General features: G+C 62.2%; 24 protein-coding genes. 13 read left to right on the forward strand and 11 right to left on the reverse strand.

What is annotated here, in order from left to right:
* Window positions 1-43 precede the first annotated feature (43 nt).
* A complete protein-coding gene (locus tag ASU23_RS06405; protein ID WP_007729106.1) occupies window positions 44-262 on the forward strand; it encodes a hypothetical protein in 219 nt (72 codons plus the stop codon).
* Here the strand turns inward: ASU23_RS06405 and ASU23_RS06410 are convergent.
* Complete coding sequence (locus ASU23_RS06410; protein WP_003942582.1) at window positions 255-1,235, reverse strand: bile acid:sodium symporter family protein; 981 nt, start codon at window positions 1,233-1,235, stop codon at window positions 255-257. The two genes, ASU23_RS06405 and ASU23_RS06410, sit on opposite strands and share 8 nt — an antisense overlap.
* Before the next feature lie 4 nt (window positions 1,236-1,239).
* Window positions 1,240-2,409, reverse strand: a complete 1,170-nt coding sequence (locus tag ASU23_RS06415) for an MFS transporter (protein ID WP_058037560.1) — start codon at window positions 2,407-2,409, stop codon at window positions 1,240-1,242.
* Window positions 2,410-2,571: 162 nt separating this feature from the next.
* On the opposite strand from ASU23_RS06415, the gene ASU23_RS06420 reads away from it, so the two are divergent.
* Entirely contained in the window at window positions 2,572-3,267 is a 696-nt protein-coding gene (locus ASU23_RS06420) for a FadR/GntR family transcriptional regulator (protein WP_058037561.1), read from the forward strand.
* On the opposite strand, the gene ASU23_RS06425 is transcribed toward ASU23_RS06420, so the two are convergent.
* Both ASU23_RS06425 and ASU23_RS06430 read right to left on the reverse strand, forming a co-directional pair.
* Window positions 3,236-4,195, reverse strand: a complete 960-nt coding sequence (locus tag ASU23_RS06425; protein WP_223304392.1) for a DUF1648 domain-containing protein — start codon at window positions 4,193-4,195, stop codon at window positions 3,236-3,238. The two genes, ASU23_RS06420 and ASU23_RS06425, sit on opposite strands and share 32 nt — an antisense overlap.
* Window positions 4,196-4,200: 5 nt before the next feature.
* On the reverse strand, window positions 4,201-4,695 hold the full coding sequence (locus ASU23_RS06430; RefSeq protein WP_030537477.1) for an SdpI family protein: 495 nt from the start codon (window positions 4,693-4,695) through the stop codon (window positions 4,201-4,203).
* A 101-nt stretch (window positions 4,696-4,796) separates the two neighbouring features.
* Here ASU23_RS06430 and leuS point away from each other — a divergent pair, with 101 nt between their 5' ends.
* The 3 genes from leuS (at window position 4,797) to ASU23_RS06445 (ending at window position 11,116) form a co-directional block, all read left to right on the forward strand.
* Window positions 4,797-7,643, forward strand: a complete 2,847-nt coding sequence (gene leuS / locus ASU23_RS06435) for a leucine--tRNA ligase (RefSeq protein ID WP_021332602.1) — start codon at window positions 4,797-4,799, stop codon at window positions 7,641-7,643.
* 1,108 nt (window positions 7,644-8,751) lie between these two features.
* Window positions 8,752-9,459: a DedA family protein gene (locus ASU23_RS35285; RefSeq protein ID WP_367646117.1), complete on the forward strand. Its 708-nt coding sequence runs from the start codon at window positions 8,752-8,754 to the stop codon at window positions 9,457-9,459.
* 151 nt (window positions 9,460-9,610) lie between these two features.
* The gene (locus ASU23_RS06445; protein ID WP_058037563.1) at window positions 9,611-11,116 is read left to right on the forward strand and encodes an MFS transporter; all 1,506 of its coding nucleotides are present in this window, start codon (window positions 9,611-9,613) and stop codon (window positions 11,114-11,116) included.
* A 66-nt stretch (window positions 11,117-11,182) separates the two neighbouring features.
* Here ASU23_RS06445 and ASU23_RS06450 read toward each other — a convergent pair whose 3' ends face one another.
* Genes ASU23_RS06450 through ASU23_RS06470 form a run of 5 tightly spaced genes read right to left on the reverse strand, consistent with a single transcriptional unit; the run spans window position 11,183 to window position 16,151 of the window.
* Complete coding sequence (locus ASU23_RS06450; RefSeq protein ID WP_058037564.1) at window positions 11,183-11,701, reverse strand: hypothetical protein; 519 nt, start codon at window positions 11,699-11,701, stop codon at window positions 11,183-11,185.
* 18 nt (window positions 11,702-11,719) lie between these two features.
* Window positions 11,720-13,183 (reverse strand): aldehyde dehydrogenase, encoded by a 1,464-nt coding sequence (locus ASU23_RS06455; RefSeq protein WP_172827028.1) that lies wholly within the window; start codon window positions 13,181-13,183, stop codon window positions 11,720-11,722.
* A gap of 31 nt (window positions 13,184-13,214) precedes the next feature.
* Window positions 13,215-14,591, reverse strand: coding sequence for a glutamine synthetase family protein (locus tag ASU23_RS06460; protein ID WP_058037566.1), 1,377 nt, complete (start codon window positions 14,589-14,591; stop codon window positions 13,215-13,217).
* Complete coding sequence (locus ASU23_RS06465; protein ID WP_021332597.1) at window positions 14,588-15,361, reverse strand: SDR family NAD(P)-dependent oxidoreductase; 774 nt, start codon at window positions 15,359-15,361, stop codon at window positions 14,588-14,590. The genes ASU23_RS06460 and ASU23_RS06465 overlap by 4 nt, the downstream gene beginning before the upstream one ends.
* On the reverse strand, window positions 15,345-16,151 hold the full coding sequence (locus ASU23_RS06470) for a gamma-glutamyl-gamma-aminobutyrate hydrolase family protein (RefSeq protein ID WP_253741229.1): 807 nt from the start codon (window positions 16,149-16,151) through the stop codon (window positions 15,345-15,347). Before ASU23_RS06470 ends, ASU23_RS06465 begins: the two co-directional genes overlap by 17 nt.
* A 186-nt stretch (window positions 16,152-16,337) precedes the next feature.
* Here ASU23_RS06470 and ASU23_RS06475 point away from each other — a divergent pair, with 186 nt between their 5' ends.
* The 8 genes from ASU23_RS06475 (at window position 16,338) to ASU23_RS06510 (ending at window position 23,630) form a co-directional block, all read left to right on the forward strand.
* Window positions 16,338-17,060, forward strand: coding sequence for a FadR/GntR family transcriptional regulator (locus ASU23_RS06475; RefSeq protein WP_021332595.1), 723 nt, complete (start codon window positions 16,338-16,340; stop codon window positions 17,058-17,060).
* A gap of 98 nt (window positions 17,061-17,158) precedes the next feature.
* The gene (locus tag ASU23_RS06480; RefSeq protein WP_051720950.1) at window positions 17,159-18,589 is read left to right on the forward strand and encodes an APC family permease; all 1,431 of its coding nucleotides are present in this window, start codon (window positions 17,159-17,161) and stop codon (window positions 18,587-18,589) included.
* A gap of 54 nt (window positions 18,590-18,643) precedes the next feature.
* Complete coding sequence (locus ASU23_RS06485) at window positions 18,644-19,324, forward strand: hypothetical protein (protein ID WP_058037568.1); 681 nt, start codon at window positions 18,644-18,646, stop codon at window positions 19,322-19,324.
* A gap of 65 nt (window positions 19,325-19,389) precedes the next feature.
* Complete coding sequence (locus ASU23_RS06490) at window positions 19,390-19,764, forward strand: nuclear transport factor 2 family protein (protein WP_058037569.1); 375 nt, start codon at window positions 19,390-19,392, stop codon at window positions 19,762-19,764.
* Between the two features lies 1 nt (window position 19,765).
* Window positions 19,766-20,722 (forward strand): alpha/beta fold hydrolase, encoded by a 957-nt coding sequence (locus tag ASU23_RS06495; RefSeq protein WP_058037570.1) that lies wholly within the window; start codon window positions 19,766-19,768, stop codon window positions 20,720-20,722.
* 33 nt (window positions 20,723-20,755) lie between these two features.
* Window positions 20,756-21,712, forward strand: coding sequence for an SMP-30/gluconolactonase/LRE family protein (locus ASU23_RS06500; protein WP_054827735.1), 957 nt, complete (start codon window positions 20,756-20,758; stop codon window positions 21,710-21,712).
* Between the two features lie 68 nt (window positions 21,713-21,780).
* A complete protein-coding gene (locus ASU23_RS06505) occupies window positions 21,781-22,839 on the forward strand; it encodes a Dyp-type peroxidase (protein WP_042447536.1) in 1,059 nt (352 codons plus the stop codon).
* The gene (locus ASU23_RS06510; protein WP_003942478.1) at window positions 22,836-23,630 is read left to right on the forward strand and encodes a family 1 encapsulin nanocompartment shell protein; all 795 of its coding nucleotides are present in this window, start codon (window positions 22,836-22,838) and stop codon (window positions 23,628-23,630) included. The genes ASU23_RS06505 and ASU23_RS06510 overlap by 4 nt, the downstream gene beginning before the upstream one ends.
* Here ASU23_RS06510 and ASU23_RS06515 read toward each other — a convergent pair.
* Window positions 23,619-23,945, reverse strand: a complete 327-nt coding sequence (locus tag ASU23_RS06515; protein ID WP_030537467.1) for a hypothetical protein — start codon at window positions 23,943-23,945, stop codon at window positions 23,619-23,621. The genes ASU23_RS06510 and ASU23_RS06515 overlap by 12 nt on opposite strands.
* Complete coding sequence (locus tag ASU23_RS06520) at window positions 23,942-24,766, reverse strand: DUF692 domain-containing protein (RefSeq protein ID WP_058037571.1); 825 nt, start codon at window positions 24,764-24,766, stop codon at window positions 23,942-23,944. Before ASU23_RS06520 ends, ASU23_RS06515 begins: the two co-directional genes overlap by 4 nt.
* Window positions 24,767-24,799: the final 33 nt, after the last annotated feature.

The raw sequence follows: 24,799 nt of genomic DNA on the forward strand, positions 1-24,799 counted from the left end.
CGATGATATTCCTGTGTCATCGTTTTCGAGAGAGGTGGCAGTAATGCTCGCTGAGCGTCAGATCCAGTGCGCGGATTGTGTTTCGGATGTCGATCACTGCCACGATTCTTTGCTGCGGCATGCCGACGGATCACTCGAATGCACCGGCGCGAACTGCCTCGACTTGGCATCGGTCCGCCATGCGCTGTCCATCGATTGTGCTGAACTGCAGGGCGGTTGCGGCTGCGTCGACGCGACCCGAGGCGAGTTGCTCGCTAGCTGACGCTGACCGGATCCCGATTCGCGAAGCGTTGCGCCATCGCAGCACAGACGATCAGTTGGATCTGATGGAAGATCATCAGCGGCAACACGATCAGGCCGACGGGCTGGCCCGCGAACAGTACAGCCGCCATCGGTAGGCCCGTTGCCAAGGACTTCTTCGACCCGCAGAAGATGATGACGATCTGATCGGGAAGATCGAACCCGAGCTTGCGCCCCGCGAGAGTGGTCACGCCGAGAACCAGCGCGAGAATCAGGCAGCACACGATTGTGAGGATCACGATCTGCCAGATCGTGATGGTGCTCCAGATCCCCTCTTTCATGCTTTCGCTGAAGGCGGCGAAGACAACGAGGAGGATCGATCCGCGATCGACGTACTTGGTGGGTTCGGCGTACTTCTGCAGCCATCCGATCACCAGCGGGCGGATCAGCTGACCGACGATGAACGGGATCAGCAACTGCACGACGATGTCGAGGATCGACGAGAAGTCGACCGTCGCCTGGCCGGTGGTGTTCATCAGCAGAACCACCAGCAGCGGTGTGACGAAGACGCCGATCAGGTTGGAGAACGACGCACTGACGATCGCGCCCGCGACATTCCCCTTGGCGATCGAGGTGAACGCGATCGAAGACTGAACCGTCGACGGAACCAGGCACATGTAGAGGATGCCGGTGTAGAGCTCGTCGCTGATCAGCGTCGGCGACAGGAATCGCAGTGCTAGGCCGATCAGTGGGAACAGCACGAACGTCGCGGCGAGGACGACGGTGTGCAGTCGCCAGTGCTTGACGCCCTTCCAGGCTTCCTGCGGCGAGAGTCGCGCGCCGTAGAGCAGGAACAAGAAGCCGATGGCGATCTTGGTGGCCCAGTTCAGAATGCTCTCCGCGGTACCCGATACCGGGAACACACTTCCGAGCACGCCGGCGATGATGATGCCGAGGATGAACCCGTCGATGTAGAACCTACTGAGAAACTTCACCTGGCTAAGGATAACGGCGAGCTTCAGCGGGCTCTCGAGCCCCACGAAGGTTGAAGCCCATCACCGCCAGGCACAGCAGCGTCCCGATGATCGACAGCTCGATGATGGCCGTCTGCATTCCCTGGAGGGTGATGGCGATACCCGCGATGATCGACGGGATCGCCAGTCCCGCGTAGCTGACGGTGAAGAACGCGGCCAGAACTCCGCCGTGGCTCTCGCGGGCGTGGGTCCGGGCGGCGGCGTTGACGCGCTTCATGCCGCCGGCAAACGCCAGACCGTGCCCGGCGCCGACCACGACGGTGATGACGCCAAGCAGCGCCAGGCTCGGGACGAGGTCGACCACGAGGAGGCCGATCATTCCCAGAGCGAGGATTCCCAGGCCGGCGGTGACGGACGTGCGCGGGTCCATGCGGCTTCCGCCGAGTTGCGCGACCACCGAGCAGATCATCACCAGTGCGGCCGCCCCGCCGCCGAGTAGAAGGTTGTCGATGTTCAGCAGGCTGGTCATCCACGACGGGACCACCGACTGGAAGAGCCCGACCGCGCCCCACGACAGCGCGACGGCGAGCGAGCTGAGCCAGAAAGTCTCGCGAATAGTGGCGGGAACATGTGGCATTTGGAAGAACCGCTTCGGGCGTGTGACGTCCCCGATCCGCGGAAGTAGCAGCAACACGATCAGTGCCGGGATGAACGCGACGAGGAAGATCAGATACGGCAACCGCAGCGGTTGTGGAAGGTACTGGGCGATTGCACCGGACACGAGTGGTCCGAGCGCACCGCCCAACGCGCCCGTCACCGTCGATACGAGCGCTGCTCGTCGGTGATCGAACTTCGGTTCCTGCTCCACCAATGCGGCGCTGCCCGCCGCACTGGCCGCGCCCACCGCGATTCCCTGGGCAATCCGGCCGACGAACAACCACACCGTCGCGTCGGCAAATGCCAGAACGAGCGTGCCGACGACGCTCAGAGCGAGTGCAGTAAGGAGCACGGTGCGTCGGCCGAGGGCGTCGGACAGCGGTCCGAAGAACAGCAATGCCGGAACGAGGCCGGCGACGTAGACGCCGTAGATCAGCGTCTGGATGGTGGGCGTGAATCCGAACTCGGTCCGGTACAGCCCGTAGACGGAGGTGGGCATGTTCGCGCCCAAGAGGATCACGGTGAGGACGTAGCCCACGCCGTAGAAGTGTCGATTGGTGCGGCGTGTGCGTTCTTCGGTGGCGACAGCTGTGGCGGACGTGGGAAGCCCCTCCTGAAGACAAAGTGCGAAAATACATGGGTCGTCCTACGTATCGTAGGTGAGTGGAATGATCGCCGCTAATGCTGTGAGGATGAGCTGATGACCGTTGTTCGCAAAGAGTCCGCGTACGAGCAATCCCTCGACTGGATGCGCACGCAGATCTCCGACGGCGTCTGGACAGTGGGCAATCGTGTTCCGACCGAGCCGGAGCTGATGAGTGTTCTCGGCGTCGGCCGGAACACCGTGCGCGAAGCGATCAAGACATTGACCTCGACGGGAGTTCTCGAGATCCGTCGCGGATCAGGGACCTTCGTGCGCGCTCGGACCGACATCGGCGGACTGCTCGGCAAACACGCGTCCGTCGACGAGATGAAATACGTCTTCGAAGTGCGTCGTGCGCTCGAGATGGAAGCGGTCCGGTTGGCGTGTGAGCGTCGCAGCGACGACGACGTTCGGATACTTCGTGAACTGGCCGCCAAGCGTGATGTCCCAGCGGAGAACTTCGTCGACGTCGATCTCGCGTTTCACATTGCCGTTGTCGATGCCGCCCACAATCCCGTGCTGAAAGATCTGTTTGCCGGAATCCTCGAAACAGTTCGAGCCACCTACGAGGTGACCGAAGGGGTGCATCCGCCGTCGCTGACGTCTTCGCATCATCGGGGAGTTGCCGAAGCCATCGCCGAACGCGATGTCACCAAAGCCAGGGCTGCTGCGTGTGGGTATCTCGAGAAGACTCAGGAAGCGATCGGTTCAGGCTCGGCGGTTAGCGAGTCCGGGCGTCGGCCAATCGATTGAGTGACCCGGCGATGTCTTCGGCTTCGGGTGTCGTGATCGTGAGTCGGTCGCCACAAGCGAACGTGATGACCACCGCTGGTCCGGTGCGGGTGACGACGCCGTAGTTGCGACGACCCTTGGTCTTGAGTCCCCAGCCGCCGAAGTCCGCGAACGGTTTGATCTCCGCGATGTCAGCTCCGACAACTTCGTCGATGTCGTAGGTCATCGCAGCCATCCCCATGTTGATCACCCGGATCTCCCGTTCGTCGACGATCACCCGGAAGCGAACCAAGCTGACGACAAGCAGGCCGAGTGCCCCGAAGATGAACAGCGGCCAGAGTGACCGCGTCGCCAACGCCATGACGACTCCGGGCGACAGAGTGATCGCAGCGAGGATCACCGACCCCTTGGTGCTGAATCCGACGTCGTCGGAGATGGGGAGAGCGCAGCGGCTTCGCGGCAACCCGGCCGAGGGTTCGATCGTGGCAAGAGTGCGGACGCGGTAGTCACGCAGGAACGAGGCGCCGATCCACCCCAACACCCCGCCGATGACAAAGCCGACACCGATAGACCACAGCGGGAGTGACGTCGTAGATGGATCAGTGACATCGAGTTGGGTGTAGAGCAAAGCGAAGTTCACTGTCGTGATGAGCCCGACCACGCTCAGCCCGACAACCAACATGAATCGGCGCATCATCAGCATCGCGGGAGCAAGAGCAGCAATCGCACTCAGGCCGCCACCGAAGAGCAGCGTCAGAAGTGCAATGGTCCAGGCGTTGGCCGACGGGGTGGAGAATCCGTCCGGCGAGGTGGTGGTCCAGTGAGTCGCGATCTGTTCCGGGAGGCGGGGCTCCCAAATTTTTGTCAGGACGAAGCCGAAGACCGCACACAACAGCGGAACGACTAGCCCGAATACGACCCCGGCCGGGTCGACCACGCGATGTTTCACGTGAATCAATGAGCCGGCTGGCAAGCATCCTTGAGCGCGCAGGCACCGCAGGAAGCGGTACCGCAAGCGGCAGCGTTCGCCTTGGCCTCGGGGGTCTCCGCCACCGGCTCGTCTGCGGCAGGCTCGGAGTGTCCGCCGCAGTTGCAGTCGTTACCGCATCCGCTCTGCTGCGGGAGTGCGGCGGCAGCACGGGCACCGATGCCTCCACCGAAACCGGCGGTGAGGACGGCGACGACGACGGCGATGATCGCGACTGCGACGCCGAAGACTCCGCCGATGGTCAGTGCTGCGACTCCGCCGATGACCAACATTCCGGCGGCCGCGAGCATGGTCGGACCGGCCACCTTGTTGGCGAGGGCGAACGACTCCTCGCTCCGCAGGGAATCCTCGGTGCGGACACCGGCCCAGCGGTTGCGCGGGAGTTTGCCGATCAGTCCGGCGACAGCAACTCCACCGACGGCGACAGCGAGCACGAATAGCACCACAGCGACAACGATCACCCATACAGGATAGGCGCGAGTGGAGTTGATGGTATGCCCGGGTCGTGCAGGCTCTACCCTGGTTATCGGTATTTCCGTCAGCCAAGTAGATAGCGACCACAGTGACCGAGTCTCCGCAGTCCCCCGATTCACCAGCCGACGCAACTCCGCAGCACCGCTACACCGCGGAGCTCGCCGGCCAGATCGAGCAGCACTGGCAGGACCGCTGGAGTGAGGAAGGCACGTTCAACGCGCCCAATCCGGTCGGTCCGCTCTCCTCGCCCGACGGTGTTCCCGCCGACAAGCTCTTCGTGCAGGACATGTTCCCGTACCCCTCGGGTTCGGGCCTGCATGTCGGTCACCCGCTCGGATACATCGCTACGGACGTCTTCGCGCGCTTCCATCGCATGCAGGGCCGCAATGTCCTGCACACCCTCGGTTACGACGCCTTCGGTCTCCCGGCCGAGCAGTACGCCGTGCAGACGGGTACCCACCCACGGACCACCACCGAGTCCAACATCGCCAACATGAAGCGCCAGCTGCGACGCCTGGGTCTGGGCCACGACGAGCGTCGTAGTCTCGCGACGACGGATGTCGACTTCTACCACTGGACGCAGTGGATCTTCCTGCAGATCCATGGCGCCTGGTACGACAAGGAAGCCGGCAAGGCGCGTCGTATCTCCGAGTTGGAAGCCGAGTTCGATTCCGGTGAGCGCGCTCTGGAAGACGGACGCGAGTGGGCTTCGTTGGACGTGGCCGCGAAGGCCAAGGTTCTGGACTCGTACCGCCTTGTCTACCAGTCGGATTCGATGGTCAACTGGTGCCCCGGTTTGGGTACCGTCCTGGCCAACGAGGAAGTCACCGCCGACGGTCGTAGTGACCGCGGAAACTTCCCAGTCTTCCGTAAGCATCTCCAGCAGTGGATGATGCGCATCACCGCGTACTCCGATCGCCTGGTCGACGACCTCGAGTACCTGGATTGGCCGGACAAGGTCAAGGCCATGCAGCGCAACTGGATCGGACGCTCGTACGGTGCCGAAGTTACCTTTGCTGCAGGCGAGTACGGCGTCGATGTGTTCACTACCCGTCCGGACACGCTGTTCGGCGCCACCTACGTGACGCTGGCTCCTGAGCACGACTTGGTGGACAAGCTCGTCGCGGACGAGTGGCCCGAAGGTGTCGACGCGCGCTGGACTGGCGGTGCCACGACTCCGGCGGAAGCTGTTGCTGCATACCGTAAGTCGATTGCCGCCAAGACCGACCTGGAGCGCCAGGAAAACAAGGAGAAGACTGGCGTCTTCCTCGGTTCCTACGCCGTCAATCCGGTCAACGGACACAAGGTTCCGATCTTCATCGCCGACTACGTTCTGACGGGTTACGGCACCGGTGCGATCATGGCAGTTCCGGGACACGATCACCGTGACTGGGAGTTCGCGAACGCGTTCGGTCTGGATATTCTCGAAGTTATTGCCGGTGGCAATGTTTCGGAGGCTGCGTACTCCGGTGACGGCCCGCTGGTGAACTCCGACTACCTCGACGGGCTGGACGTTGCCGAGGCCAAGGCGACCGTCATCAGTCGCCTCGAGGAGAGCGGCCAGGGCAAGGGCACCATCCAGTACAAGCTGCGCGACTGGCTTTTCGCGCGTCAGCGTTACTGGGGCGAGCCTTTCCCGATCGTCTACGACGCGGACGGCAACGCACACGCTCTGCCGGATTCGGCTCTGCCCGTGGTGCTTCCGGAGGTCGAGGACTACGCACCCGTGTCCTTCGATCCGGACGACGCCAACTCCGAGCCCTCTCCCCCGCTGAACAAGGCGACCGACTGGGTCAACGTCGAGCTCGATCTCGGTGACGGTCTGCAGACCTACCACCGCGACACCAACGTCATGCCGCAGTGGGCAGGTAGCTCGTGGTACCAGCTGCGCTACATCGACCCCACCAACCAGGACGCCTTCTGCGACCCGCAGAACGAGGCGTACTGGACGGGCCCGCGTCCGGAACTGCACGGCCCCAACGATCCCGGTGGAGTCGACCTGTACGTCGGCGGCGTCGAGCACGCAGTGCTGCACCTGCTGTACTCGCGCTTCTGGCACAAGGTTCTGTTCGACCTGGGCTACGTGTCCTCGAGCGAGCCGTACCGCCGCCTGTACAACCAGGGCTACATCCAGGCATTCGCGTACACCGACGCCCGCGGCGTCTACGTGCCGGCAGAGGAGGTCGTCGAGCGTGACGGCAAGTTCTTCTACGAAGGCGCCGAGGTCAACCGCGAGTACGGCAAGATGGGCAAGAGCCTGAAGAATGCCGTTGCGCCGGACGAGATCTGCGCCGAGTTCGGTGCAGACACTCTGCGTGTGTACGAGATGTCGATGGGTCCGCTGGACACCTCGCGTCCGTGGGCAACCAAGGACGTCGTCGGTGCTGCGCGATTCCTGCAGCGAGTGTGGCGCGTCGTCATCGACGAGGAGACCGGCAAGCCCCGTGTCACCGACGAAGCTCCTGGTGAAGAGACTCTGCGTGCGCTCAACAAGGCGATTTCCGGTGTCATCGAGGATTACACGGCGCTGCGCGACAACACGGCCGCCGCGAAGCTGATCGAGTACAACAACCACCTCACCAAGGCGTTCCCGGGCGGTGCGCCGCGTGCTGCTGTCGAGCCGCTGGTGCTGATGCTCGCTCCCCTGGCGCCGCACCTCGCGGAAGAGCTGTGGTCGCGTCTGGGTCACACGGAATCCCTTGCGCACGGACCCTTCCCGGCAGTCGAGGAGAAGTGGCTCGTCGAGGATACCGTCGAGTACCCGATCCAGGTCAACGGCAAGGTTCGTAGCCGCATCAGCGTCCCGGCGGACGCCGATCGCAAGGCTGTCGAAGAGATTGCGCTGGCCGACGAGAAGATCGTCGCTCTGCTCGAGGGCAACGCACCCCGCAAGGTGATCGTTGTGCCGGGCAAGATGGTGAACATAGTTCTGTAGGGCCTTCGGCCCCTGTGCGCCGTTTTGGTAGTTACCGCTACCGAAACGGCGCACAGTCGTATCTGGGTGCGTATCTGGGCGCCACAGATGTGCTGCCAGTCTTCACAGGCGTCGTGGGTGATCGCCCGGATCGAATCTCCGATCCAGTTTCCGATTCAAGCTGCGATCTTCGAACAATCTGAATACTCCACTTGGAGAACGAGTGTCATCGCTTCGCGGCACGCGAACACCACCTCACTTCGATCTGTTCAAGCAGGGGAGCGCCGGGTATTACGGAGTCACTATTGATGAATTATATTGTGACCCTTAGGCGATGCCCTGAGAGAGTGTTTCAATCCCTTAGGTATCGGCCCTTAGGGGCAAGCCCCGAGCGAATCGTGTGAATTTCAACCCCAGGGGACGATGTGGGCGCGGCTCGTTCTGAGGATTGTTGACGCGATGACATCGAACCAGAACATAAGTTGGCAATTCACTAAAGCTGTTCTCCGGAAGCCGTTTACCATGGGCGCGGTCGCGCCGAGTTCTCCCTCCGTCGCAGCGGAACTGGCGGCGGTCGTACCAGCGGTCGGCGCGCCTGTGATCGTCGAGTTGGGTCCGGGGACAGGTTCTGTCTCGGACGCCATCTCCTCACGAATACCGAGGAGCGGCCGTCATATCGCGGTCGAGGTTGATCGTGAACTGGTGAGGCATCTGTGTCGGACGAGGCCAAGCATCGAGGCGATTTGGGGCGACGCCTGTGATCTGATCGCCCTGTTGAAATCCGCTGGAGTAGAACGCGTTGACGCAATCGTCTGTGCGCTCCCGTGGTCGCTCATCGATCTCGGAAAGCAGTGTCTGATTCTGGATCAAATTGCGACCCTGCTCACGGATGGCGGGCAGGCGAGCCTTCTCGCTTACCCCCACGCGCGCTGGCTACCGAGAGCCCAGGGATTCCGAATTGCACTGAACGAAAAGTTCACCGACGTCTCGTGTGGACCGGTTATTTGGCGTAACGCACCGCCGGCGGTTGTGTACCGATGTGGGCAGCCGATGACTCGTGCGAATTTCTGCTGACCTCTTGACCGGGCTGCCCCCGGTTTGGTTGCTCGCGGCGGGTGGGATGCTGATCATGGCGGAAGTGGGCACGTTGGTCGGGATCATTCTTCCTGGTGTGACGGCGGTCCTTGCTTTCGGGTATCTCGGAAGTACGGGTGCCGTTCACCCAGTCGCAGCGTGTCTTGTCGCGATCGCCGGTGAAATTGCCGGAGGGCATATTGCCTACGTGCGAGGCCGACGTGCTCGCCGGTTCAGGAGAGTGAGTCCACTCGCGGGAACGGGAGCCCGTGGGGCCGACCGGTCGCGGGCATGGTCGCGGTTGATGGAACTCTCTCAATCGATGGAGTTACGGGCTCTGAGCCTGGTGGAACGGCATGGCGCTGCAGCGATTGTTCTGTGTCAGTGGATGGCTGGAGTCCGGACCGTAACACCGCGTCTGGTGGGATCCGTCGGGACGAGCTATCGGAGGTTTGCCGTTGCGCAAGTGCCGTCTGCGATGGCCTGGGTGTGCACGTGGATGTCAGTCGGGGCAGTAGCTGGAGCGGCGTACGAGCGCGTAGCTGCAGGAGTGGGGGTAGTCGGACTGCTGGCGCTGGCGTTGACATTTCTGTCTGTGGTGGTGTGGGCAAGCGTGAGTCACTGCTTTTCAGCCCGGGTTAATCGCGCGTCGCCTCCGCAGAGTAGTTGCCTTTGCTCACAATCGAACCGCCGCAGTCCTTTTGGTGCACCGTCGCCAATCAGTCGTTGTCCTGATTGTCCCGCTCCGCGGAACATTCTGTAGCGCGCGGTCGACGCGAGGGCTGTGATGCAGGTAACACGTTACCGAGATCGGTAGCTGTCGTTCCATTGCACTTCCCGGCTAGGCCCCCGTCGACGGTATTCGACAGAGGGTCAATCGAATTCGTAGGTGTTCCCGAAAGGATCTTCCAGCCATGGCGTCTCATGTCCACAGCGACGGTTCGTCTCCCAGTTTGCCCGAACCGACATCGATACCGGAGCGGTGGACTCCGCGACTGGTGTTCTCCCTGGCGTCGATTGTTCTACTTCTCGAGATGCTCGCAGTGAGCTACATGATGATCTCCACTGCTCTCCCTGCGATCTCGGTGCACTATCAAACGACGCAGGGAGCTTGGCTGCTCACGTCGTTCTTGCTGCTGGGGGCGGTCGCGTCTCCTCTGCTCGGCAAGCTCGCCGACATGTACGGCAAACGAAAAGTCCTGCTCTTGGCTGTCGCCGGCGCGGCGGTCGGATCCTTCATTTCGGCGATAGCGCCGAGCTACGCGATCCTGATTCTGGGCCGGTCGCTGACGGGTCTGCTGGTTCCCTGCCTGTTCCTGAGTTACTCCCTCATTCGAGATGTTTTTCCGCCGAAAACTGTTGCCTTGGCCGTCAGTATCGCGACTTCCGGTATGGGTTTGATTGCGATCCCGGCGCCGTTCCTCACCGGTTGGTTGATCGACAACCACGGGTTCCGGAGCATCTTCTGGTTCTTTGTCGTCGGGCTGGTTCTCCTCGGCGGCATGATCTTCGCTTCGACGGCGGAATCGACTGTCCGACTTCGCTCTTCGCTGGACCTGATCGGTGCGGTACTGCTCGGGTCGGGCATCGCCGGAATTCTGATCGGCGTCAGCTTCGGACCGACCTGGGGCTGGAAGAACGGTTCGACACTGGCCTACCTGATCGGCGGCGTCGCACTGTTGGTGGCTTGGGTTGCCTCTGCCCGAGCCATCCGCGAGCCCTTGATCGACCTGCGCTACTTCGGCAAGCGTTCGGTGATGCTCACCGCCGTCGGTGCCGGGTTCTGCTACGGCGCGTCGGGAGTCTTCACGATCTTGCTGCCGATGATGGTGATGACCCCAGCAGTTCTCGGCCTGGGATACGGATTCGGCGTGACGGCAGAGGGATTCGCGATCTTCCAGGCGCCCCTTGGCGGCATGGTGGTGGTCGGTGGTTTGATCGTGGGCTTCCTCGTGGGGCGCAACATCCGGCCCCGTCTGCTGATGATCATCGGAATGATCCTCATGGCAGTCGGATTCACGTTGACGGCAACCATTCACGACAACAAGCCTCTGCTCATCATCTTTGCCGGAATCTTCGGTGTCGGTATGGGTATGGGCTACGCCTCCATCCCGAACCTGCTCATCGAGGCAGTGCCGCCGCAGTTGCAGGCAACCACGGCGAGCATGGTTGCGGTCTTCCAGAGCATCTTCCCCGCAGTGCTTCCCGTCATCGCCTTCACGGTCTTGAACTCGCACATCGCGATGGCGATGGAGGGCGCTGTCTTCTACACCGACGAGGGCATGCGTATCGCGTTCCTGATCGGTGCTGCTGCAGCAGTTCTCGGCGCGATCGCAGCCGTGTTCCTGCCGCGAAACATCGTCCAGATCGGCGCAGAAGACGGTGTGCAGCAGGAGACGTCCCTCCTCCCTGCTCACTGATCACACGATGATGTGCGGCTACTGGCCAACGTCCGTAGCCGCACATCGCCGTGGTGCACTTCGACGTCATGCAAGATGAATCTCCTGCAGCGAGATCTCACCCCGCAGCGGACGCTCTGCGACCTGTGCCAGATCAGATACGAATGTGTCCGCGATCGATCGGGTGGTGGTGAGTTGTACCGACAGAACATTGTTCGCTTGACTGCACACAGTTGCGCCGTGCCGGTACGCCACCAGCGCCACGGGATCGACGCGTTGGAAAGTCGCGGTGACGTGTAGGCCGACCTGTGGTGTCACCGGAACGAACGGGCCGTGGTCCGTCTTGATGCGAACTATCCCGACGATCTTGTTGAGACGCTTGATCAACATGGCGTCGGAGATCGTTGCCGGGCAACGGTACGCGATCGACATTCCGGTGACTCCCGGCGATGTCACGGATACCCATGTAGACAGGCTGACGACCTCGACGCCGAGCTTCCACCCCAGCGACGAAATACGTGCGAGAACCGCCGCGGTATCGTGGCATTCGACCACCATGGTGCCCACCCGACTCGTATCGGTGCCCACCCGAGCCGCTTCACCCATTTCCTCGACCTCCTCCGCCTAGAGAGGAAGTCCGGGCGCATCGACCCCGATGATTCTCGATCCCCGGAAGAAGTCGAGAAGCTCTGCGTCGCCGTGTGCGCCGATACCGCTTCCGCCCCAGAAACTCTGGGTCGAGTGGTCGTCTAGGTCCAGGAGGCTGGTGCTGTTGATCTTGTTCTCACCGCAATCGATTCGGGTCGCAAGTTCACGAGCGGCGTCGACGTCGGCGCCGAACACGTATCCGGCCAGGCCGGTATCGAGAGCGTTGGCCTCGAGCAGAGCTTCCTCGTCGGTTGATGCTCGGTGCACCGTCAGGATCGGCCCGAAGGTCTCCGATTTGGTCTGCTTCGACGAGATTCCGTGCACCACTGTCGGTGGGAAGAACCATCCGGCATCGTCAGGCACGGGGGTGCTCGAGACGGCCGTGCCGCCCACGCCACGGAGGAACTCGACGGTATCCCGCATCCGTTGGAGTTGAGGCTCGTTCGCCTGCGGACCCATCGTGGTGTTGGCGTCATCGGTTCGGCCGAGTGCGATTTCGGCCGTGCGGTCGAGTATTGCGTCGACAAGCCGGTCGTGAAGGTGCGGCGGCACGAAGACGCTTCCCGGACTCTCACACCATTGCCCGTTGAGTTTGGTGAACCCGTCGACGAGTGCGGTGGCAGTCAGATCGATGTCGGCGTCGGCGCGGATGATCACGGGGTTGTTGCTGCCGAGCTCGAGTTGAAGAGCCTTGAAATCGGTAGAAGCTGCAGCGGCGATGGAACTACCGGCTGCTCGGCCGCCGGTGAACGCCAGTGCTCGGATTCGTCGATCGGAGGCCAGTAGATGCCCGACGTCCCCGCCTCCGTGAACGAGTTGAAACAGAGCTTTCGGCGCGTCGACTTCGGCGATGGCACGTGAGATCGCCTCGGCAAGCACGTTGGGACCCGACGGTGCCCAGTTGGAGGGCTTGGCGATGACCGGAGCACCTGCGGCCAAAGCGAATGCGGTCTTCTTGGCGGTGATGAAGCTCGGTGCGTTCCACGGTGCGATCGCAGCGGTCGGGCCCCACGCCAGCCGATGTAATTGTGCACCTGACGCCAGCTGCTCGAACCCGGAGGAGTTCTTCAGATGCGTTGCAGCACTGCGGAACAGATCGGGAAGTCCGCCGGCGAAAAGTGTGCTGATCGAAAGCGGAAGGCCGTTGTTCTTGGAGTCCTCACGGGCGATCGCCGCAGTCCGTTCTTCGACAAGTTCAGCCGTTCTCTCGAGTAGGCGCACCCGGTCGGCGACCGGTCGACGGGTCCAGACACCCGATCGGTGAAGTTCTGTCGCGGCGGTGATCGCCCTCTCCACCTGTTCGGTGGAGGACGAGAGTTGGGCTTGCAGTTTCTCTCCGGTGTCGGGATCGGTGAGAAATTCGCCGAGTTCGATAGCCGGTGTTTCGGCGTTTCCGTCGATCGTGTTGTTCTGGGGCACGAGTGAGCATGAAGTGGTCATGACTGTCCTTCGTGGCGAAATCGTTTGTAGGTCAGATGTTGTCGAGGTAGCGTTCGCGTTCCCAGTCGGTGACCGCGGACATGAAGGAATCCCATTCGTCCTTGGCGACCGCCGCATAGTGCGATACGACCTCGGCGCCGAACGCCGCGAGTGCGAACTCACTGGCCTCGAGCGCACGCGCCGCTTCGTCCAGTGTGCCGGGCAGCGGTTGTTGCTTCACCTTCTCGAGTGTGTCTGTGTCGCTGTACCCGTCGCGTCGTACCGGTGCGCCGGGATCGAGCTTTCGTGTCAGACCGTCGTTCATCGACGCCAGAACGGCGGCGAGTGCGAGATACGGATTTGCGTCCGCCCCTGGCAGTCTCATTTCGAGACGGTTGGCGGACGGTGCACCGGTGATGAGTCGGCAGGTGGTAGTCCTGTTGTCGAAACCCCAGGTCAAGTCGTTCCCCGAGAAATCGTGGCTGGCTCTGGTGCGGCGCATCGAGTTGATGGTCGGCGTGTAGAACAGCATGAGTTCCGGGCAGTGCGCGAGAACTCCGCCGACGGCGTGCAGCAGCTCGGCGCTCGCGGTGTTTTCTGCGCTTTCGTCGTGGAACGGGAAGGTGTCGTCGCTCCGCATGGACGCGTGAATATGACACGACGAGCCCATGCCGTCGGTGCTCGGACGTGCCATGAAGGTAGCAGTGAGCCCTTCTGCCGCAGCGACGTCGTGGACGACCTGCTTGAATAGCACATGGCGGTCGGCCATCTCGAGGGCGGTTCCGTATTCGAGGTTGATCTCCCACTGGCCCAGGCCGTATTCGACCTGAGAGACCTCCACGGGAATCGCGCTCTCCTCCAACGCGGTTCGTACCTTGCGGAAGAAAGGTTCCATCGCGTTGCCGGCGGTGATGGTGTAATCCGAGGGCACCAGGGTGGTGGGTTCGAGATCCCGATAGCCGCTGCGCCTCAACGCGTCGGGGGTACCCCGGTAGAGGTGGAACTCGAGTTCCGTTGCCGCGTAGACGGTGTGGCCGTCAGCTTCGAGCTTGTCGATCTGCTTGCGCAGGATCGTGCGCGGTGCGATCGGGACCATCTCGCCGGTATGTTCGTCGACCGAGTCAGCGATGACGATGGCAGTGGACTCGAGCCACGACGCACGTCGAAGTGTCCCCAGATCGGGTCGCAGGCGGAAGTCATGCCAGCCGGTGTGTCCGCCGGCGTAGTCGACAACGAGTTTGTCCATGCGTTGGCTGGCATCCCAGGCATACACACAGGTGCACACATGCAGACCCTCGTCGATGTTCGCGAGGAAAATTCGCGTCGGGACTCGTTTGCCGATCAACCGTCCGTAGAGGTCGATACCGGCGATGAGGACGGTGTCGATATCGGACTCGGCGAGCTCGGCCGTGGTGAGCCGGCCTTTCATCGGGCAAGCCATCCGCCGTCGACGGGCAGCTGGACTCCACTGATGTAGGAGGCGTCGTCGGAGAGCAGGAAGGAGACTGCAGCACCCATGTCCTCGGGGCGGCCGACGCGCGGCACCAGGAGCCTGGACTTCATGAAGTCGAGAACTTCGCCGGAGGAGACGTCGATGCCAGGCAGGAAGGCGGTGGGGACCGGCCCGGGGGCGATCGCGTTGACTCGTACGTTGTACCGCGAGAGTTCGACGGCCAGAGCCTTCGTCAGCATCTTCACTCCACCCTTCGACGCGTTGTAGTGGACCTGTGCGAAGCCCTGGGAGGACACGACCACGTCCGCTTCCACCGTCGACAAGTTCACCACAGCGCCGCTGTTGCCGTCGCGGAAGTACGGGGTGGCGATCTGCGTGACGATGAACATGCCCTTGAGATTGACGTCGAGGACGAGGTCCCACTCTTCGTCGGTGAGGTTCTCGAGAGAACTCATCGTGATCAGGCCGGCGTTGTTGACGAGGTAGTCGAAGCGTCCCCATTCGGCGACGGTGGCTTCGAAAGCGGCGCTCACGGCGGCGCGGTCGCGCACATCGGCCTCAAGGGCGAGCGCGGGTGTGCCGTACTGCGATTCGATAAGTGCGACGGTCTCCTTTGCACTTTCGATGTGAAGGTCCACGACCGCGACGCGGGCACCGTCGGAGGCGAGGCGCAGCGCGATGCCGCGGCCGATTCCGGAGCCTGCACCGGTGATCAGGGCAACCTTGTTCTCATGCGTACGTGACATTGTTGTCTTCCATTCTGTGATGATCGATCTGGTGAGAAGAATTGGTCCGACGGGAGGTTGCAGCGTCGACGAGCCACGCGAAGAGCGGATCGATGTCGGCGAAGAATTCGGGGTGCCACTGCACGCCCACCACGGGGCGATCGTCGGCCTGGATGGCTTCGGCGACGCCGTCGAGCGCGCGTCCGACGATCCGAAGCCCGCTCCCCGGGGTGTCCACGGCTTGGTGGTGAAGGCTGTTCACGTGAATGCTGTTGCCGTACAGACTGTATGGGATGGAGCCGGATTCAAGGGCGACCTGTTGTGGTCGGTAGGAACGCGGATAGCCGAAGAAGCTGTGCGCCTCACCGGCGTCGGTCGGAAGGTCGGCAACCAGTGTGCCGCCGCGGGCGACATTGACGACTTGGTGTCCTCGGCACACTCCCAGGATTGGCAGTCCGATCTCCCAGGCCGCATCGACCAGGGCGAACTCGAATTCGTCCCGAGCGGGGTCGATGGGTGACGAGTTGGGTCCGGGGGTGCGGCCGTATCGCCTGGGGTCCACGTCGGAACCACCGCTGAGGACGAGGGCATCGAGATGCTCGACGATTCGGCGCGGATCACTGTGGATGCTCAGCAGGATCGGTTGACCACCGGCAGCGCGGATTTTCGAGGGAAAATCGGTGAAGAACATTTCCATCAACGCGTCGCCGACGACGTTGGGTAGTGACGGCCCGCCGCGGTCGACGCGGCCGGTGACTCCGATCAGGGGCATGGCGGGGAGTGCCTCCGCCGTCATCGTGAATTGGGTCATAGGAGCGAGCATAGAACCATTGAATGGCTTTTCGCTAGAGTTTGGCTTGTAAAGTCGGGGTAACGGGTTCGAAGTGCCGCGCGCTGCTGTATCTATTCAAGGACAGTTGCGAATGGGAGCGTTCGATTTCGTAGGTCAAGACGAAGCGTAAGTGTCGGTCCAGGCACCGAGTAGGGGGTACGAGACGTGCAGATCGACAAGCTGCCGGCCATCGAATTCATGGTCAGTGCACCGACGTTGGGGGAGGATATCGCTCGACGCTTGCGACTGCTCATTCACAGCGGCGCGCTCAGCCCCGGTGATCGCCTGCCATCCGAGCGTGAACTGTCTCAGCAACTCGAAGTCGGTCGAGTCAGTGTGCGAGAAGCGGTCCGAATCCTTCAGGCGATGGGATACATCGAGGTGCGGCGAGGAGCCACGGGCGGATCGTTCGTTTCGGAGTTGACCAGGCCTTATGAAGACTGGGTTGGCCAGTTGAAAGCGCGAGAAGCAGACATCGACGAGATCGTCGACCTCCGTATCGGATTGGAAATGCGCACGGCAAGCCTCGCGGCGGTCCGGCGAACCGATCGTCATCTTCTCGAGTTGCTCGAATCCATTGAGCAATTGGGGGTTTCCGGAAGTCGGGGATCGTTCCGGGCTTGTGACGCCAGGTTCCACGGCGGTATCGCCAGAGCGGCGGGAAACAGCAGGTTGGAGGCCGCTGTGGTCGAGGCTCGCGGCGAAATGTTCGTCCCCGTCGATCATCTCGTGTTCGAAGACCAGGTCGAGGCTTCGAGGGTGGAGCACAAGGAAATCTTCGAGGCGATCAAGCGGGGCGACAGCGCTCGCGCGGCGGAGGCAATGGAACGTCACATTCTGCACGCAAAAGACGAGCTCAAACGCTTGGCGCTGCAGGAAGAAGGCTGACGGGAGCGCGACGAACGGACGGTTCGTCCCGTTTTTCGCAAGTAAAAGTTTTGTGAATTGGGTCCCGAATCGACTTCAATGGTTCTAACATCGCCCGTATGACCCATACTTCCGTCAATGCTTCACGTGATGCATCCGGCGATGACCGAACTCTTCGTGGCTCGCTGGGTACCGGCTCGATAGTCCTCATGGTCGTTGCCGCAGCTGCTCCCCTGACTGTGATCAGTGGTCTTGTGCCGCTGGGTATTTCCGGTGGCAACGGTGCGGGCTTCCCCATGACCTTCGCCGTGACAACCGGTGTACTTCTGCTCTTCGCCGTCGGGTTCACCGCGATGTCGCGTTACATCCCGGGAACCGGAGCGTTCTATCTCTACATCGGACATGGTCTCGGCCGTGGTGCCGGCGTCGGCAGTGCGATGTTGGCCCTCGTCAGTTACAGCACAGTGCAATTGGCCGTATACGGCTACCTCGGCCCGGCAATGAGTTCGTTGATCACCTCCTACGGTGGTCCGGAGGTGCCGTGGTGGATCTTCTCGCTCGCCTCGTTGGCTCTGGTAGCCGTCCTCGGATTTCGTCATATCGAATTGTCGGGCAAGGTGCTCGGCATCCTGTTGATCGCAGAGGTCGGGATCGTAGTCGTACTCGACGCTTTCATCGTCGCCGACGGTGGTCCGGAAGGCCCGTCGACAGCAATGTTCTCTCCGTCGGAAATATTCTCCGGATCCCCCGGCGTCGCATTGGTATTCGCGCTTGCCGGTTACATCGGGTTCGAGTCGACGGCGATCTTCCGTGACGAAGCGAAGGATCCCGCGCGGACTATCCCGCGAGCGACATACGCCGCCTTGATCCTCATCGGCGGCTTCTACGCTCTCTCCAGTTGGGCGGTTGTGACAGCCTGGGGCGACAAGGGTGCAGTGGACATTGCGGGTACTGACCCCGACGGCATGCTGATCACCACTGCCACCGACTTTGCCGGAACGGTGACAGCCCACCTGATTCAAATTCTGTTGGTGTCCAGTCTCTTTGCCGCAGTTCTGTCTCTCCACAATGTCTTGGCCAGATACATCTTCGTTCTGTCGAACACCGGCGTTCTGCCGGGCGCAGGTGGGCGGACGCACCGCGTGCATGGTTCGCCGCACATCGCGTCAGTGGTGCAATCCTGCTGTGCTTTGGTACTTCTCGGAGCTTGCATCGTCATCGGTCTGGATCCGGTGACACAGATCTTCGCGTGGTTCGCCGGCGTTGCAACGGTGGGGATCGTGGCTCTCATGTTGCTCACCTGCCTTGCGGTGCTCGTCTTCTTTCATCGTACGAAGGTCGATCAGCGATTCTGGCACACCAAACTTGCCCCGAGCTTGGGCCTTGTCGGGCTGATCGGATTCGCGATCGCCATTGCCGGAAACCTTCCGCTCCTACTAGGCGGCAACATTCTGGCCGTGGTGATGACCGGGGTGCTGGTGCTCGCGTTTGTCGGTGGATTCCTCTATGCGCGACGACGGAAGCAAGTGAGCTTCGAACTCCCGTCGTGAGAGGGCTTTCGGTGAAATGATGGGTGCACCCGCACTCGAGAAAGCAGGACTCCCATGACGTTCGCGGATCTGGACGGTGACGAACTGTGGAGTTACCTGACGGAGCGTTCAGGATTGCCCGGCCCGCGCGCGAACCTTGGGCTCATGCTCGAGTTCGCGCGCGGCGCCGATGACGACGACATCCTGCTGGCGGCGGAGTCCGAGGACGAATACATCCGCTGCTGTGGGATCGTCGGGCTCGGATTCATCCTTGTTCGTTCACGCGACAAGGCTGTTCTGAACAGTCTCACGGAGGCAACCACCAGTGCTTCGTGGCGTGCACGTGAAGCTGCCGCGATGGCCGTTCAAGCGATAGGCGACACGGATCCGGAATTGTTCCGGGCGATCATCGAGCAGTGGGCGCGCTCCACCCATCCATTGACGCTGCGCGCAGCGGCTGCCGGGATCTGCGAGCCACGGTTGCTGAAGGACAGGACCAACGCTGCGCTGGCCGTCCAGGTGTGCCGAGACGCTACCGAGTGGATCGTCTCGCAACCGGCTGATTCCCGTCGTGACGCCGACACACGGACTCTCCGGCAGGCGCTCGGATACTGCTGGAGTGTCGCGGTTGCGGCGGATCCGGAGAATGCCCTGCCGGCATTCGTCTCCCTGGGGGCGTCGGACGACACCGATGTCGTCTGGATCGTGCGGGAGAACCGGAAGAAGGCTCGCCTGCGCAAGGTGCTCGAAAGCTGACCCGTGGAACAGAGTCGTAGGTTATCCTCAGAATTAGAACCTGTTCTAACTACGAGGGGTAGACCATGGCACCGTCCGCAGAGGTAATCCGCAAGACCGTCGACGCCTACATCGAGACCGTTGCGACGGGCACTGCTGCCCAGGTTGTGGCCCTGTACGCAGAGGGTGCAACGGTCGAAGACCCGGTTGGTACCGACGCGCGCACCACCCGCGAGTCCATTCTCGAGTTCTACTCCGTGATCGAGAATTTCGACCAGGAAGCTCACCTTCAGACCCTCCGCATCGCCGGAAACGAAGCGGCATTCCACTTCTCGCTGATCACCAAGCTCGGCGAGCAGACTCTGACCATCGCACCCATCGACGTCATGACCTTCGACGACGACGGAAAGATCCTGTCGATGCGTGCATTCTGGAACCAGGAAGACATGATCACCGCCTGACATGACGGTCAAGACGATCGACGTCGACGGATTCTGTTGGCAGATCGACGATTCCGGTTCCGGGACAGCTGTGGTCATGTGCCACGGCTTTCCCGGCCTCGGATACAGCTATCGCCATCAGTCGGCAGCGTTGGCGGAAGCGGGTTTTCGGTCGATTGCACTCGACATGCCCGGTTACGGCGGCACTACCCGCCCCGACGCGATCGAGGACTACACCAACGACGCCGTCGCGAACCGGCTGATCGACCTACTCGACGCTCTCGGAATCGACAAAGCGGTGTTCGTCGGACACGATTTCGGCGCTCCGGTTGCGTGGACGACAGCGCTTCGTCACCCCGATCGCGTTGCGGGACTGGTCTCCTTGGCGGTTCCCTATGCGCCGGACAGATTCCCGGCCAAGCCCTCGGCCATCTACGCCGCCTTGGCGCGCAAGCACTTTCTGCACATTCACTATTTTCAGGAACCGGGTGTCGCGGAGCGCGAACTCGACGCCCGTCCACGTGAATTCCTTCAGCGGCTCTTCCATGCCTTGTCCGGGGCTTACCGGTACCTCGATGTGTGGAAGAACCCCTCCGAAGGAAACGGCTATCTCGACGTACTTCCCGAGGCGCCGGCGTTGCCGTGGTCGTGGCTCACCGAGGATGATTTGGATGTCTATGTAAAGGCCTTTACTGCAACAGGTTTCACCGGTGGCTTGAACTGGTACCGAGCGTATGACGCCAATTGGGAACGCAGCGCGGATCTGGACGGCGCGCACGTCGAGGTCCCGACGCTCTTCGTTGCGGGCGCGGAAGACCCGGTCATCGCGATGAGCGGTCCCAAGGCACTGGACCGAATGAAGGACACTGTCCCCGACCTGCGGGGTGTACATCTCCTCGGCGGTGCGGGGCACTTCGTACAACAAGAACGCGCTGTCGAGGTCAATGAACTTTTGATCTCTTTCCTTCGGAGTCTCTAGGCGAAATCGGACAGAGGGTCTAGCGTTGCGCAGATGCGCACCAGGATCTTCGATCGCGGTATTCGTGTTGGTATCACCGGTGCTCTTGTTGCCGGTTCGCTTCTGGCTCTGGGCGTGTCCGGTGCCGCCGCCGCTCCGCCTTGCCCTGGATCGTCACCCGCCATACTCAGCGCCCAGATTCCGGGTGCTGCCCTCGAGGGTGTCACGGTGGACGGGCAAGGGCGCCTGTATACGACCGACCTGGTGAGTGGGCGGATCTTCCGCGTCGACGGGCCTGGTCAGGCCGCAGTTCCGATCGCGACGGTTCCCGGCGGTGCGGGCGCACTCGCGTGGAGCCCGGACGGTTCACTGCTGGTGGGTACCGGAGCAAACGCCGGCGTGCTGATCGGCGATCTGACGCGTGCTGCGTCGGTCGCGCGGGTGGACGTGAACTCGGGCGCCGTGACGCCGATAGCCGGTGGTCTGAGCGCTGCAAACGGCCTTGCTGTCGCGCACGACGGGACGATCTACGCCACCAACGATTTCGGTTCGCTGATCGGAAAGGTCAGCCCGAATGGTTCCGTCGACCCGGCGTGGGCAACCTTCCCGAGTGCAAACGGCGCTGCCCTGAGCGCCGATAATCGCTGGCTCTACGTTTCGCGCACGTTCGCAAACCCGGGTGTCAGCCGCATCTCCGTGGACAATCCGGGATATTCGGAGTCGTTGGTCGATCTCGGTGGTTTCGAAACCTTTTCTGCCCCAGATGGTTTGACCTTGGACTCGCGAGATCGCGCAATTATTCCCACGGACATCAGTGGTGAGGTGTGGCGGATCGACGGACCCGGCCAGTACTGCTCGCTCACCAGCGGACTGCAGGCGTCGAGTGTGTTGACCTACGGGCGTGGCAATTCCGGTTTCGCGGCCGGGCATCTCTACCGCGCCGGCTTCGACGGAAAGATCTTCGAGATTCCGGCCGGCTTCGACGCGGGCGCCCAGGCCGCAACACCCTGACGCGACACCCTGACGCGACTTACCCACTACTGATGCCGGGACTGCCGGAATCGTCCATACTGGTCTGCATGGCGGAAACGAGTGAGATCGACGAGGCCGAAGTGGCCCTTCCCGCGATACCGCAGCCGTTGCTGACCCCGCTCACGGAAGCTGCGATCTTCCTGGTTTTCACCATCGACGAGGGTGGTGAGCAGGCAGTTCACGACGTTCTGGCGGATATTTCCGGGCTGCAGCGCTCGATCGGATTCCGGGTTCCCGCCGGTGGCTTGGCTGCCGTCGTCGGCATCGGTTCGGATGCGTGGGATCGACTTTTCGACGGTCCACGGCCGGCGGAATTGCATCCGTTCGTCGAGTTGACCGGTGACAAACACCACGCCCCGCGCACGCCGGGCGATCTGTTGTTTCACATCCGGGCCCGTCAGATGGACCTGTGCTTCGAGTTCGCCACGGTCGTGACCAACAGGTTGGCCGGGGCCGCGTCGGTGATCGACGAGGTCCACGGGTTCAAGTATTTCGAGCAACGCGACCTCATGGGTTTTGTCGACGGTACCGAGAACCCGTCCGGGCAGGCCGCTTACGTCGCGGTCACCGTCGGTGACGAGGATCCGGATTTCGCAGGCAGCAGTTACGTCATCGTCCAGAAGTACCTCCACGACATGTCGGAGTGGAACTCCCTGCCCGTCGAGGAGCAGGAGAACGTCATCGGACGCTCCAAGCTCGAAGATCTCGAGATGGACGACGACACCAAGCCGGCCAACTCCCACACCGCACTCACCGTCATCGAGGACGAATCCGGTGAGCAGATCCAGATTCTGCGGGACAACATGCCGTTCGGCCACGTCGGCTCCGCTGAGATGGGTACCTATTTCATCGGTTACTCGGCGTCGCCGACGGTCACCGAGCAGATGCTCACCAACATGTTCATCGGGAATCCCGTCGGCAATTACGACCGCATTCTCGATTTCTCCACCGCCGTCACCGGAATCAATTTCTTCGTTCCGACGGCGGACTTTCTCGACGATCCCCCGGACTTGCCGACCAGGCTCGTTCCCGAAGCGACGTTCACAGCGCCCATCTCTGACGGTTCTCTCGGAATCGGCAGCCTCAAAAGGAGTGCCCAGCAATGACAAACCTGCACCGCGACCTAGCACCCATTTCGGCAGCAGCCTGGGCCGAGATCGAGGAAGAGGCGAGCCGTACCTTCAAGCGTCACGTCGCCGGTCGTCGTGTCGTGGATGTGGAGGGACCGTCGGGTGACGATCTCGCGGCCATCCCACTCGGGCATCAGGTGCCGATCAATCCCTTGGCCGACGGCGTCATCGCACATGCTCGTCAGTCCCAGCCGATCATCGAACTGCGGGTCCCGTTCACCGTCAGCCGCCAGGCCATCGACGACGTCGAACGCGGCGCCAAGGACTCCGACTGGCAGCCCGTCAAGGACGCGGCCAAGCAGATCGCGTTCGCCGAGGACCGCGCCATCTTCGAGGGATACCCCGCAGCCAGCATCACCGGCGTGCGGGCCAGCGGTTCCAACCCGGAACTGAAGCTACCCATCGACGCCAAGGACTACCCGGAAGCCATCAGCCAGGCGATCACGTCGCTGCGCTTGGCCGGTGTCAACGGACCGTACTCACTGCTCTTGAATGCAGATGCGTTCACCGCGATCAACGAGACCTCCGATCACGGCTACCCCATCCGCGAGCACCTGCGACGCGTCCTCGACGGCGAGATCATCTGGGCCCCGGCCATCGACGGCGCTTTCCTGCTGTCGACGCGTGGCGGTGACTACGAACTGCATCTGGGCCAGGACCTGTCCATCGGCTATCTCTCGCACGATGCGAACTCCGTCGAGCTGTACTTCCAGGAATCGATGACGTTCCTCATGTACACCAGCGAAGCTGTTGTCTCACTTGCGTGAGAGCTTTCGAAACCTCTGATACCAGGGCGGGCGAGGCAGTTCGCCGATGTCCTGGAGATGGGCGACAAAGGCCTGGGCATCCGAACGCGAAGACGTCTTCGGCCGTCCGCCCGCCCACGCTGTGAACAACTGAAGATAACGATCGCCGAGGGTGTGGCGCACGACCGGAAGGTGGTGCGCCACTTCTCCTGCGCGCTTTCGGAGCAGTGCCGCCGAGACAACGGCGGCTTCGTCTTTGTCGAAGCCTTCGGGCAGTTCGCCACCCGCCACCAGTGCGCGAATCAGCGCCTCTTGACGCTCACCGAGCGTGCTCATGTGCGTGACCAGTCGGTGCCCGCGGTGATGCGATCCAGACCAGCTGCGTCGGCGATGGCATCGAGCTCGTCGAGCAATTCCAGTGCCGGCGGATAGTTTCCGTCGCGCTCGAGCATGATCGCGGGATGGTGACCGGCGGCGGTGAACTGCGCAAGGAGTTCCAGCACGGCTTCGGGCACCGGGTCGGTGTGCGTGTCGTGGTATTTTCCGTCGCTGAGACTGCCACCGGCGATGTGGCAGTAGGCGATTCGTTCGAGTGGCAGCCGGCTCAGCTCGGTCCAGGGATCACGCCCGCGATTGAGAGCGTTGGCGTAGACGTTCGCGATGTCGAGAACCAGCAGGGCTCCGGTGCGCTCGACGATCTCCGCGAGAAACTCCCCTTCGGTCAACTCGTCGTCCGGCCAGTCGAACAGGGCGGCAACGTTTTCGACGGCGAACGGCACCGGTAGACCGTCCTGAGTCCGGGTGATGTTGCGTACCAGGGCGTCGACGGCTTCGTAGGTGCGCGGAAGTGGGAGCAGGTGCCCGGCCTCGATGCCGCCTGCACGCACGAATGCGATGTGCTCGCTCGCCAAGGGAGCGCCCAGTAGCTGGGATGCACGCGCAAGGTGATCGATCCGTGCCTGATCTACCGCCTCGGCCCCGCCAAGTGAGAGCGAGATTCCGTGCGGGATCACCGGAACTCCCAGCGAGCCGAGGTGCGGCGGTATCTCGTTTCCGACGGATTCGGCAATGACTTCGCAGAATGCCAGGCCGTCGAGTTGCGCGATGATTCCGGAGACCTCGGGGCGCCAACCGATTCCCAGGCCGTGCAGGGTCATTCGAGTCACCTCCCGTGTGCAACTGCTAACGGC

Source organism: Rhodococcus sp. KB6 (genome assembly GCF_001445685.1).
Lineage (GTDB): Bacteria > Actinomycetota > Actinomycetes > Mycobacteriales > Mycobacteriaceae > Rhodococcus_F > Rhodococcus_F qingshengii.

Excerpts from the sequence above, each read along its gene's own strand:
- ASU23_RS06405 (WP_007729106.1), top strand. The coding sequence starts at position 44 with ATGCTCGCTGAGCGTCAGATCCAGTGCGCGGATTGTGTTTCGGATGTC.
- ASU23_RS06420 (WP_058037561.1), top strand. The coding sequence starts at position 2,572 with ATGACCGTTGTTCGCAAAGAGTCCGCGTACGAGCAATCCCTCGACTGG.
- ASU23_RS35285 (WP_367646117.1), top strand. The coding sequence starts at position 8,752 with ATGGCGGAAGTGGGCACGTTGGTCGGGATCATTCTTCCTGGTGTGACG.
- ASU23_RS06445 (WP_058037563.1), top strand. The coding sequence starts at position 9,611 with ATGGCGTCTCATGTCCACAGCGACGGTTCGTCTCCCAGTTTGCCCGAA.
- ASU23_RS06450 (WP_058037564.1), bottom strand. The coding sequence starts at position 11,701 with ATGGGTGAAGCGGCTCGGGTGGGCACCGATACGAGTCGGGTGGGCACC.
- ASU23_RS06455 (WP_172827028.1), bottom strand. The coding sequence starts at position 13,183 with ATGACCACTTCATGCTCACTCGTGCCCCAGAACAACACGATCGACGGA.
- ASU23_RS06460 (WP_058037566.1), bottom strand. The coding sequence starts at position 14,591 with ATGAAAGGCCGGCTCACCACGGCCGAGCTCGCCGAGTCCGATATCGAC.
- ASU23_RS06465 (WP_021332597.1), bottom strand. The coding sequence starts at position 15,361 with ATGTCACGTACGCATGAGAACAAGGTTGCCCTGATCACCGGTGCAGGC.
- ASU23_RS06470 (WP_253741229.1), bottom strand. The coding sequence starts at position 16,151 with ATGACCCAATTCACGATGACGGCGGAGGCACTCCCCGCCATGCCCCTG.
- ASU23_RS06480 (WP_051720950.1), top strand. The coding sequence starts at position 17,159 with ATGACCCATACTTCCGTCAATGCTTCACGTGATGCATCCGGCGATGAC.
- ASU23_RS06485 (WP_058037568.1), top strand. The coding sequence starts at position 18,644 with ATGACGTTCGCGGATCTGGACGGTGACGAACTGTGGAGTTACCTGACG.
- ASU23_RS06490 (WP_058037569.1), top strand. The coding sequence starts at position 19,390 with ATGGCACCGTCCGCAGAGGTAATCCGCAAGACCGTCGACGCCTACATC.
- ASU23_RS06495 (WP_058037570.1), top strand. The coding sequence starts at position 19,766 with ATGACGGTCAAGACGATCGACGTCGACGGATTCTGTTGGCAGATCGAC.
- ASU23_RS06500 (WP_054827735.1), top strand. The coding sequence starts at position 20,756 with ATGCGCACCAGGATCTTCGATCGCGGTATTCGTGTTGGTATCACCGGT.
- ASU23_RS06505 (WP_042447536.1), top strand. The coding sequence starts at position 21,781 with ATGGCGGAAACGAGTGAGATCGACGAGGCCGAAGTGGCCCTTCCCGCG.
- ASU23_RS06510 (WP_003942478.1), top strand. The coding sequence starts at position 22,836 with ATGACAAACCTGCACCGCGACCTAGCACCCATTTCGGCAGCAGCCTGG.
- ASU23_RS06515 (WP_030537467.1), bottom strand. The coding sequence starts at position 23,945 with ATGAGCACGCTCGGTGAGCGTCAAGAGGCGCTGATTCGCGCACTGGTG.
- ASU23_RS06520 (WP_058037571.1), bottom strand. The coding sequence starts at position 24,766 with ATGACCCTGCACGGCCTGGGAATCGGTTGGCGCCCCGAGGTCTCCGGA.